Source organism: Kitasatospora sp. NPDC001225 (assembly GCF_053597855.1).
In genome coordinates this window covers 1-9,606 of record NZ_JBSFJC010000207.1, presented here as the reverse complement: position 1 = coordinate 9,606, position 9,606 = coordinate 1, and the positions used below count along the sequence as shown (strand labels likewise).

Here is a 9,606-nt window from a genome sequence, read left to right as displayed (position 1 = left end):
GCGTAGTCCGCGAAGCCCTGCCAGTCGACGATCACGCAGGGCTCGTCACCGACGGTCCAGGCGTCGTGCCCGGGGGGGGTGCCGCGGTGCCGCCGCGACGCGGGCGGCGGGACGTGCCGCCGGCGCGTCAGCGGGCCGGGTACCACGCGCGGTACATGTCCAGGACGCGGTCGGCGGGCAGGGCGGGCATCTGCGTGACGAGGCCGTTGCGGCGGTCCACGACCAGGCAGCCCGCGCCCACGTTCGCGAGCGGGTCCGGGTCGGCGAAGACCGGGAAGGCCGGCCAGCCGAGCTCGAACTCCCGGAGCACGACGTCCACCGCGCCGAGGGGGCCGCCCCGGACGGCGCGGTGGCGGGCCAGGTCGCGGGCCCTGGCCTCGTCCGCCGGTTCGCCGGGGGGAAGCGGGGCCGGCGCGGCCGGGTCGAGGCGCCTCGGGCGCCGGCCCTCGACCAGGGCGACCAGGGCGCCGTCGAAGGAGTCGGCGACCTTCCACAGGTCGCCCCAGAACAGGTGGACGGCGCCCTCGGCGTCCATCGCGAGCCGCCCGCGTCCCAGGTCGTACTCCCCGACGGGCACCAGGTCCGGGCCGTACCTCGCGCCGTAGGCGCGCAGGCTCCGGTCCGCGTGGAGCCCGACCCCGGGATCGATCCGAAACGGCATCCGGGACATGTCCGCACCCGGCCCGTACTGGTGGACGGCCATGCCGCCGAACTCCCGCAGCACGGCCGTCACGGGGGCCGGGAAGTACGCGGCCGGGTCCCCCCACGAGCGCAGCCGGGCCCGCAGTTCGTGCTCGGGCAGGCGGACGCCCTCGTACCAGCCGGCCGCGGTCAGGGCGTGGAGGACGGGGGCGGGGAAACGGGACGTCACAGCGCGGGCGCCTCCACGACCCGCACGCCGAGCGCGTCGAGCGCGGGTGCGCACGACGAGCAGGGCGGGATCGGGCGCTCGTGCGCCGGATCGCCTGGCTCGCGCAGCAGGATGCCCGCGATCACCGCCCCGGACAGCAGCAGGCCCATGCGCTCGATGACCCGGTCGTGCCCGGGGTCGTGGACGCCTTCGGCGACGAGCGCCGCCCGCGCCTCGGCGGCGACCCGCGACAGCAGGACGACCTCCGGGCAGCGCCCGTGGAACAGCGAGCGCATCGCGGGCGCGGTCCGGTCCAGCAGGCTCCGCACGGCCGGGTGCGCGTCCGTCGTGGCGGTGTGCGTGCTGGTCGCCGTCACCGCCTCGGCCCCGGGGCGCAGCAGTGCGGCGCCGACGCCCGGCGGTATGTCGTCGTCGGACATGGTGCGGCATCAACTCGTCTCGTGTCGTGGCCGGGTGCGGCGCGCGGGAGCGCCGCGACGGCCGGTGGCGGGGGCCGGTGACACGGTAGCGGTGGTCCGCGGCGGGCCGCCGGGGTTCCCGCGTGCGGGCCGCGCGGGCGGGTGCGGGTACGGGCCGCGCGGGCGGTGCGGGTACGGGCCGCGCGGGTACGGCCGGGGGCCGGCGGGCGGGTGCGCCCCCTGCCCGGGGCGGGGCAGGGGGCGCGGGCCGGCGGGGCCGGTCAGGGGGCCGGGGCGGGCCGGGGCTCCTCGTGCCGCGGCTCGTCGTGCCGCGACTGCTGGTCGGGCTGCGGCTGGTCGGGCTGCCGGGGCGGGTCCAGGCGGCGGCGCAGGAGGACGGCGGCCAGGGCGGCGGCGGCGAGGGCGGCGCCGGCCAGGGGCAGGTGGCGGGGGCCGGCGGTGGTGACGACGGCTCCGCCGAGGGTGGTGCCCAGGGTGATGCCGAGGTTGGAGAAGGAGATGAAGAGGCTGTTGCCGAACTCGGGGGCGTCGGTGGCGTCGCGGGCGAGCCAGGCCTGGGCGACGGCGAGGCCGCCGGAGTGGACGGCGCCCCAGGCCAGGACGGCGGCGAGCATGGGCAGGGGGTGGGGGCCGGCGGCGTCGACCAGGAGGTAGAGGGCGAGGTAGAGGAGCGGGTAGGCGGTGACGGTGCGTACGAGGCCGCGTTCCAGCAGGCGGCCGAAGAGGATGTTGCCGGCGGTCATGACGACGCCGAAGGCCATCAGGACGGGGCCGGTGAGGGAGGGGGCGAGGCCGGTGACGCGTCCCAGGTACTCGGCGATGTAGCCGTAGCCGCTGAACATCGCGGCGAACACCAGGGTGACGGCGGCGACGGCCAGCCACAGGCGGGGCCTGCGCAGGATGCCCAGCTGTCCGGCGTAGGTGGGCGGCGCGGTGTCGGGCAGGTCGGGGAAGAAGGCGAGGACGCCGGCGCAGGCGAGGAGGTTGACGGCGCCGGCGGCCCAGAACGCGGCGGGCAGGGAGATGTGCTCGGCGAGGTAGGAGGTGACGGGCACGCCGAACGCGAAGCCGGCGCTGACGCCGGCGAAGACGGTGGTGGCGGCGCGGGCGGCCTTGCCGGGCGCGGCCAGGCGGGTGGCGGCGGTCAGGGCGAGGGCGAAGAAGACGGGGTGGAGCAGCGCGGGCAGGATCCGGAACGCCAGGACGAGCGGGAAGGAGTGGCCGAGCGCGTAGACGGCGTTGGAGACGGCGAAGAGGGCGAGCGCCGCGGCCAGGACGGTCTTGCGGCGCAGCCGGGAGGCGAGCAGGACGCCGACGGGGCCGGTGGCGGCGACGGTGAGGGCGAAGGCGCCGACCAGCCATCCGGCGGCGGCGGGGGTGACGTGCAGGCGTTCGGCCAGGGAGGGCAGGACGCCGACGACGCCCATCTCGGTGGTGATGATGCCGAACACGCCCAGTGCCAGGACCGGGACGGCCAGGGCGTTTCGGGCGGGAGCGGTGCGTGGCACGACAGCCTCCATTGGATACACAAATCTAGATAGTTGGATGCGTTTGGGTCGAAGAAAAGGGGGCGCCGGGCGGGCGCCCCCCGAAGCGGGGTGGGGCGGGGTCAGAGTTCGTCGCGCACGTACGCGGCGAAGGCGGCGATGGTCTCCTCGTCGCGCCGGTAGAACGTCCACTTGCCGACGCGCTCGGACACCAGCAGCCCGGCCTCGCGCAGGATCTGGAGGTAGCCGGAGACCACCGACTGGGACAGCCCCGAGCGCTCCTGGATGTCGGTGACGCACACGCCGATGTGGAAGCCGACGCCGCGCTCGCGGTAGTACGGCTCGTCGAAGTAGCGCTCGGGCGTCTTGAGCCAGCGCAGGAAGTCCGCGCGCGCCGGGTTGGCGAGCGCCTTGTGCACGGCCAGCGGGTCCAGGTCCACCGCACACGCTCCTTCCGCCGTCCGGCCCCTCGGGACGTATCTAATATTCTGGATACGATCCGGGGTGTCAAGGCGGGGCGCCCTCGGGGGCCGTGCGGGGCGGGGTCAGTGGTACTGGGCGATCTGGAGGAGGTTGCCGCAGGTGTCGTCCAGGACGGCGGTGGTCACCGGCCCCATGGCCAGCGGCGCCTGGGTGAAGCGCACGCCCAGGGCGCGCAGGCGCTCGTACTCGGCGTGCACGTCGTCCACGGCGAAGGAGGTGGCGGGGATGCCGTCGGCGGCCAGGGCCGCGACGTAGGCCCTGGCGGCGGGGTGCCGGTCGGGCTCCAGGAGCAGCTCGGTGCCGTCGGGCTGTTCGGGCGACACGACGGTGAGCCAGCTGTGGTCGCCGAGCGGGACGTCGGCCTTCTTCACGAACCCCAGCACGTCGGTGTAGAAGCGCAGGGCCTTGCCCTGGTCGTCGACGAAGACGCTGGCCAGGTTGGTCCTCACGGGGGGCTCCCTCGGGTGGCTCGGGCCCGGGTGGTTCGGGCCCGGGCGGGCGGGTGGGCGGCGGTGCGCGCGGGCGGGCGGGGCCGCGCGGCGCGTTTCGCACTCCACCGTCGGCCACCGCCCGGCCGCGGGCAAGCCGCGCGCGAGCGCGGCGGGGTGGGACGGGCCGCGGACTGACGGGTCGGCAGCCGGCGGGCGGTGCGCGCCGGGCGACAGGCGGGCGGTGCGCGCCGGGCGGCGCGCGGCCCGGGGCCGCGGTGGCGCGGGTGGCACGGCGACGCGCCGGTGGTTCACTCGCACGAGTGATTGTGACGCTGCGCACAACGGCGGACACTCTGGGTATCCGGAGGGCTCGTGGGGGGCTCTCCCGGCGCAGGGAGTGCCGCCATGGCCGCAGTCGAACCTTCCGCCTCCGAGGTCCCGCAGATCACGCACAGCTCGCTGCCCGCCGGCCGGGACGAGGGCCTCGCGGCCATCGGCGGCAACGTCGGCTCCGTGAACCGGGCCTGGTGGACGTGGAGCCCGGGCAACGGGACCTTCAACCTCCAGCTGTCCTGGAACGTCATCGGGATCGACTCGACGGTCGTCATCACGGCCTCCGAGATCGACTCCAACGGCAACCGGTTCGTCGGCGCCGCGGCCTTCCAGGTCTCGAGCATCGCCCCGGGCAACGGCGTGGTGACCTTCAAGATCAGCATCGGGTGGAACAGCCCGCTGCCGATGCGCACCGACGTCGTGGTCTTCAACTGAACCGGCCGCCCGGACCGGCGCCCGCACCCGTACGGTGACGGCCCGTCCGGCAGGCGCCCGCCCCGTGGCACCCGCGGACCCCTCCGCGGGCACCGCGGGGCGGGCGCCTTGCCGGATACCGCGGGGCGACCGGGAGGGCGGCGCGGCCCGACGGCGCCGCAGGGGTCAGGCCGTGGCGGGGGCGCCGCCGGGGGCGGGGGTGCGCACGACGGCGTCCAGGGCCGGGGCGATGACGGCGAAGCAGCTCCCGGTCAGCGCGGCGGGGTCCACCGCCGCGCCGCCGCCACCGGAGGCGTCACCGGCAGCGTCGTCGTCGGCGCTCCAGCGCTGGAGCACCGTGTGGAAGGCCGCCAGCGCCATGTCCGCGGCCAGCCGCGGGTACAGCTCGCGCCCGGCGTCCAGGCCGAGGCGGGCGGCGAGCTCCTCGGCGAGGTCGTCGCGCCACTGCGCCTGGCGCTCCAGGAAGCGCGCGAGCAGGGCGGGGGTGGACAGGACCAGCCGCACCACCTGGCGGGCGCGCTCCTCGTGGCCGGCGCAGTCCTCGACACTGCGCCACACCGCGTGCCGCAGCGCCACCGAGGGCGCCTCCCCCGCCGGGCGGCGGGCCAGCTCCTCGCGCATCGCCGCGCCGAGCGCGCCCAGGAACCGGACGACCACGTCCTCCTTGGACGCGAAGTAGCGGAAGAACGTCCGCTTGGACACCCCCGCGGCGGTGGCGATCTCGTCCACCGTGACGGCGTCGAACCCGCCGCCCGCCAGCAGCTCCAGCGCCGCCCGCGTCAGCTCGTCGGCCACGAGCTGGCGTTTGCGCTGGGCCAGGGTGGCGGCGGGTCGGGAGGTCACCGCCCCATCCTAGCCCCCACGCCACACACGGCTCTCAATGCCCACCTTGACACTTGGTGACAGGAAGGGCACCTTGAGCCGTATGAGTCGTACGCCCCGAAGCAACCACGCCCCCGACCACAGCCCCGCCCCCGGACCGGGCCCCGGCCCGGAGCCGCAACCGGACCTGGACGGGCGGGTGTTCGTCGTCACCGGCGCCACGAGCGGCCTGGGCCTGGCCACCACCGACGCCCTCGCCCGCCGCGGCGCCCGCGTCGTACTCGCCGTACGCGACGAGGACAAGGGCCGGCGCGCCGCGGCCCGCGTGAGCGCCGCCCACCCCGCCGCCCGCCTGGAGGTACGCCGCCTGGACCTCGGCGACCCCCGCTCCGTGCACGCCTTCGCCACCCGCCTGCGCGCCGACGGCGTCCACCCCGACGTCCTGGTCAACAACGCCGGCGTCATGGCACCCCCGCGCACCCTCACCCCGCACGGCCACGAGCTCCAGTTCGCCGTCAACCACCTCGGCCACTTCGCCCTCACCGCCCACCTGATCGACCTGCTCGCCCAGGGCCGCGACCCGCGCGTCGTCACCGTCACCTCCGCCAACCACCGCCGCGCCCGCATCGACTTCGACGACCTCACCGGCGAACGCGCCTACTCCCCCATGGGCCACTACAACCAGTCCAAACTCGCCAACGCCCTCTTCGCCCTCGAACTCCACCGCCGCCTGAGCGCCGCCCGCAGCCCCGTGCGCAGCGTGCTCGCCCACCCCGGCTACGCCGCCACCGCCCTGCCCCGCGCCGGCGCCGTCGCACCGGTACGGCTGCTGTTCGGGCACCTGCTGCGCCCGCTCGCGCAGACGCCCGCCCGCGGGGCGCTGGCACAGCTGCACGCGGCGACCGCCCCCGGGGTGCGCGGCGGGGAGCTGTACGGGCCGGGCGGGCCTGGCGAACTGCGCGGGGCCCCGGCGCTGACCTCGCCCGCCCCTCGCGCCCAGGACCCGCGGGCGGGGCGGCGGTTGTGGGAGGTGTCGCAGGAACTGACCGGGCTGCGGTTCACCGTGCCCGCGGCGGACGGCGCCTGACCCCGGGGCGGGAGGGGGCGAGGGGAGGTCACCGCCCACGCGGCACGGCGGGCGGCGGGGCGCAGCGGGGCACGGGGGGGACCGCGCTACGGCAGCGGACACGACCGACGGCGGCCGGGGCCGCGGCGGCAGGCGCGCCCGCGGGTGCCGCCTCCCCCGTGACCGGGCGGCAGGTCCCGGCCCGCCCGGCACCCCGCCCCCGTCCGCCGGGAACGCCGGACCGGTCCCGGCCAGGGGGCGGCCGGACACCACCGGCGCAGGGCACGGCCGTACGGCAGGCGGGCGGGCGGGGGCGTGTGGTGGGCGGGTTGACGGTCTGTGCGGCGGGGCCCGCGGGGTGGGCCCCGTGCGGTCCGGTTCGCCGCTTCCCTGTCCGTGTCCCTGTTCCCGCTTCCCGCTGCCGGTTCCTGTTCCGGCCGGTCGGGGTGTCCGGTATTGGCGGTCGCCCCGGGCGGGGGTGGGGGCGGGCAGTAGGATCGGCGGCGTTGCATCCCGTACACACTGCTGGTAGGAGGCTTTTCATGGCTCAGGTCACGCTGAAGGGGAACCCGGTGCAGGTCGGTGGCGCGCTGCCGGCCGCCGGCAGCCAGGCGCCGTCGTTCACGCTGGTCGGCGAGGGGCTCGCGGACGTGTCGCTGAAGGACTTCGCGGGTCGGCGCAAGGTCCTGAACATCTTCCCCAGCATCGACACCCCGACCTGCGCGACCTCGGTGCGCACGTTCAACGCCAAGGCGGGTTCGCTGGAGAACACCGTGGTGCTGTGCGTGTCGGCGGACCTGCCGTTCGCGCAGGCCCGGTTCTGCGGCGCGGAGGGCCTGGAGAACGTCAAGACGCTGTCCACCCTGCGCGGGCGGGACTTCCACGACGTCTACGGTGTGGCGATCGCCGACGGTCCGCTGGCCGGGCTGACGGCGCGCGCGGTCGTCGTCCTGGACGAGAACGACACCGTCCTGCACACCGAGCTGGTCGCGGAGATCGCCGACGAGCCGAACTACGAGGCCGCGCTCGCCGCCCTCGTCTGACCGGCCGGCACCGCGCCCGCGGTGCCGACTCTTGTGTGGTGCGGCGGCCCGCCCCTCGCGTCCCGCCCGTCCCCGCTCCGGCGGGACGGGCAGGACGGGGGGCGGGCCGCCGTCGCTTTTGCCCGTCCCGGACGCGCCGGGCGGAGGGCGACCGCCGTGGCGGGCGTCCCGCGGCGGGCGTCACGTGGCGGGGCGCCGGGGCAGCCGGTTCAGGCGGCCAGGGTGTCCTTCAGCCAGGGGGCGATCAGGGCCATCGCCTCGTCGAAGCGGGAGACGGCGCAGTGGCCGGTGTCCGGGATCAGTTCGACGCGGGTGTCGCGGCGGCCCTCGAACACCAGGGTGTCGTCCTGGGGGACGTGGACGTCCTCGGTGCCGTTGACGACCAGCATCGGCCCGTTGGCGTCCCGGTCCAGCAGCGGGCGCAGGTCGAATCCGGCGAAGGCCGCGTCGAGTTCGGCCCTGGTCGGCGCGGTGTCGAAGCCCAGGGCGTTGCCGACGATGCCGTCCATGCCGAAGGCGAAGCCGCGGCCGGGGGCGAAGGCGCGCTCGACCGGGCCGCCGAGCACCACGGAGGCGTCCACCGCCCCGGTCAGCCCGGTGCGGGCGGAGTAGTAGCCGCCCATCGAGATGCCGAAGTGGCCGACCCTCCCGTTGCCGGCCGCGCGGGCGAAGGCGACCAGTGCGGCGATCACCTCGTCCCCGCCGTGCGGGGTCATCGGCAGGTGGGCGCTCTCGCCGGTGCCGGGGAGGTCGAACAGCAGCAGCCGCGCCGGCAGGGCGAACGCGAGCTGCTCCCACATGCCGTGCAGGTCGGTCTTCCAGGAGTCCACGCCGCCGCTGGCCAGGACGAGGGGCGCGTCGGCGGGCAGGCCGGGGGCGGCCATCAGGTGGACCGGCACGGCGGCCTCGCCGCCGCGGTGGGGGACGGTGAGGACGCGGCGCTCGAACTCCACCGGGAAGCCGGGGGCGGCGAGGACGTACTGCTCGACCTGGCGGGCGAGCGCGGTGCGCTTGGGCCCGTCGGCGAGCGAGGGGAACTTGGCCCAGCCGTACGCCTGCGCGGCCTCGCGGTGGCGCCCGGCGGCGGCGTGGCGGGCGGCGAGGGCGGACCACTCGTACACCCACCCGCCGGGCCGGTCGGGCCACATCACGGTGACGGCGGCGCGGACCGCGTCCACCTCGCCGGCGGGCAGGCCGAGGGTCATCTGCGGGTAGCGCTCGACGAACAGGTCCCGCGGGTCCAGGGGCCAGGTGAAGGACATGGTGGTGCCTCCTGTCGCACTCAAGCTTCTTAAAGCCGGAACACTTGCGTTAACGACTATGCGCCCGCACCGGCACCTAACGCAAGCAGCCCTGCGTTAGTGTGGTGGCCGAGGTGATCGACATGACCGAACACGAGCCGGAGCCGCGGCCGGAGTCGGAGCCGCCGCCGGTGCGCCGCCGCCCGGGCGGGCGCGCCGCGCGCGTACGCCAGGCCGTCCTGGACGCCGCCGCGCAGGTACTGGCCGAGGAGGGCGTCGACCGGCTCACCGTCGCCGGGGTCGCGGCCCGCGCCGGCGTCAACGAGACCACCGTGTACCGGCGTTGGGGCACCCGGGAGAAACTCGTCCTGGACGCCATGCTCACCGGCAGCAACGAGGGCGTCCCCGTCCCCGACACCGGGGCCGTCCGCACCGACCTGGCCGCCTTCGCCCGCGCCCTGGCCCGCTACCTCGCCACCCCCACCGGCCGCTCCGTCGCCCGGGCCGCCGCCCTCAGCGCCGACGACCCCGACCTCGCCGAGGCCTGGCAGACCTTCTGGCACTCCCGCCTCGACCAGGCCGGCGCCATCATCGCCCGGGCCGTGGACCGCGGGGAACTCCCCCCGGACACCGACACCGCCCTGGCACTGGAACTGCTCTGCGCCCCCCTCCAGACCCGCTGCCTGCTCGGCCACCGCCCCGACGAACCGGACCTGCCCGAACGCCTGACGGACCTGGTCCTCGACGGCCTGACGGGCGGGAACCGGGCCACCGCCCCCCGGCACCGCCCCTGACACCGGCCGCCCCGCGCACAGCCGGGCGACGGACCCCGCACCCGCCACGACCAGACGGCCGGTCAAACCGGCACGGCCCCGGCCCGGCCGGCCCCGGCGGCCGGGCCGCCCCCGCCCCCCCCCCGGGCGTCCCGCCGCCCCCCTGGCCCCCCCCCCCCCCCCCCCCCCCCCCCCCCCCCCC

11 protein-coding genes are annotated in these 9,606 nt (G+C 76.6%); 4 read left to right on the top strand and 7 right to left on the bottom strand.

Annotated features, from left to right (window positions below):
* Nucleotides 1-127 precede the first annotated feature (127 nt).
* The 5 genes from ACWDCZ_RS36995 to ACWDCZ_RS36975 form a co-directional block, all read right to left on the bottom strand.
* Nucleotides 128-871 carry an SUKH-3 domain-containing protein gene (locus ACWDCZ_RS36995; RefSeq protein WP_449818200.1) on the bottom strand — a complete coding sequence of 248 codons (744 nt, stop codon included), beginning with the start codon at nt 869-871 and terminating at the stop codon, nt 128-130.
* Entirely contained in the window at nt 868-1,290 is a 423-nt protein-coding gene (locus tag ACWDCZ_RS36990) for a YwqJ-related putative deaminase (RefSeq protein WP_387968831.1), read from the bottom strand. The genes ACWDCZ_RS36995 and ACWDCZ_RS36990 overlap by 4 nt, the downstream gene beginning before the upstream one ends.
* 260 nt (nt 1,291-1,550) lie before the next feature.
* The gene (locus ACWDCZ_RS36985; protein WP_220449987.1) at nt 1,551-2,798 is read right to left on the bottom strand and encodes an MFS transporter; all 1,248 of its coding nucleotides are present in this window, start codon (nt 2,796-2,798) and stop codon (nt 1,551-1,553) included.
* 101 nt (nt 2,799-2,899) lie between these two features.
* Entirely contained in the window at nt 2,900-3,217 is a 318-nt protein-coding gene (locus ACWDCZ_RS36980; protein WP_198959518.1) for an ArsR/SmtB family transcription factor, read from the bottom strand.
* A 105-nt stretch (nt 3,218-3,322) separates the two neighbouring features.
* On the bottom strand, nt 3,323-3,709 hold the full coding sequence (locus tag ACWDCZ_RS36975; protein WP_449818199.1) for a VOC family protein: 387 nt from the start codon (nt 3,707-3,709) through the stop codon (nt 3,323-3,325).
* 387 nt (nt 3,710-4,096) lie between these two features.
* Here ACWDCZ_RS36975 and ACWDCZ_RS36970 point away from each other — a divergent pair, with 387 nt between their 5' ends.
* On the top strand, nt 4,097-4,459 hold the full coding sequence (locus ACWDCZ_RS36970) for a hypothetical protein (protein ID WP_049661667.1): 363 nt from the start codon (nt 4,097-4,099) through the stop codon (nt 4,457-4,459).
* 165 nt (nt 4,460-4,624) lie between these two features.
* Here the strand turns inward: ACWDCZ_RS36970 and ACWDCZ_RS36965 are convergent, their stop codons facing one another.
* Complete coding sequence (locus ACWDCZ_RS36965) at nt 4,625-5,302, bottom strand: TetR family transcriptional regulator (RefSeq protein ID WP_449818198.1); 678 nt, start codon at nt 5,300-5,302, stop codon at nt 4,625-4,627.
* An 82-nt stretch (nt 5,303-5,384) separates the two neighbouring features.
* Here ACWDCZ_RS36965 and ACWDCZ_RS36960 point away from each other — a divergent pair, with 82 nt between their 5' ends.
* Nucleotides 5,385-6,368 (top strand): oxidoreductase, encoded by a 984-nt coding sequence (locus tag ACWDCZ_RS36960; protein ID WP_449818197.1) that lies wholly within the window; start codon nt 5,385-5,387, stop codon nt 6,366-6,368.
* A gap of 521 nt (nt 6,369-6,889) precedes the next feature.
* A complete protein-coding gene (gene tpx / locus ACWDCZ_RS36955) occupies nt 6,890-7,390 on the top strand; it encodes a thiol peroxidase (protein ID WP_049659074.1) in 501 nt (166 codons plus the stop codon).
* 209 nt (nt 7,391-7,599) lie between these two features.
* Here the strand turns inward: tpx and ACWDCZ_RS36950 are convergent, their stop codons facing one another.
* A complete protein-coding gene (locus tag ACWDCZ_RS36950; protein WP_449818196.1) occupies nt 7,600-8,652 on the bottom strand; it encodes an alpha/beta fold hydrolase in 1,053 nt (350 codons plus the stop codon).
* Between the two features lie 122 nt (nt 8,653-8,774).
* On the opposite strand from ACWDCZ_RS36950, the gene ACWDCZ_RS36945 reads away from it, so the two are divergent.
* Nucleotides 8,775-9,425 (top strand): TetR/AcrR family transcriptional regulator, encoded by a 651-nt coding sequence (locus tag ACWDCZ_RS36945; RefSeq protein ID WP_449818195.1) that lies wholly within the window; start codon nt 8,775-8,777, stop codon nt 9,423-9,425.
* Nucleotides 9,426-9,606 lie beyond the last annotated feature (181 nt).

Coding starts and splice junctions, on each gene's coding strand:
- ACWDCZ_RS36990 (WP_387968831.1), bottom strand. CDS start 1,290: ATGTCCGACGACGACATACCGCCGGGCGTCGGCGCCGCACTGCTGCGC.
- ACWDCZ_RS36970 (WP_049661667.1), top strand. CDS start 4,097: ATGGCCGCAGTCGAACCTTCCGCCTCCGAGGTCCCGCAGATCACGCAC.
- ACWDCZ_RS36960 (WP_449818197.1), top strand. CDS start 5,385: ATGAGTCGTACGCCCCGAAGCAACCACGCCCCCGACCACAGCCCCGCC.
- tpx (WP_049659074.1), top strand. CDS start 6,890: ATGGCTCAGGTCACGCTGAAGGGGAACCCGGTGCAGGTCGGTGGCGCG.
- ACWDCZ_RS36950 (WP_449818196.1), bottom strand. CDS start 8,652: ATGTCCTTCACCTGGCCCCTGGACCCGCGGGACCTGTTCGTCGAGCGC.
- ACWDCZ_RS36945 (WP_449818195.1), top strand. CDS start 8,775: ATGACCGAACACGAGCCGGAGCCGCGGCCGGAGTCGGAGCCGCCGCCG.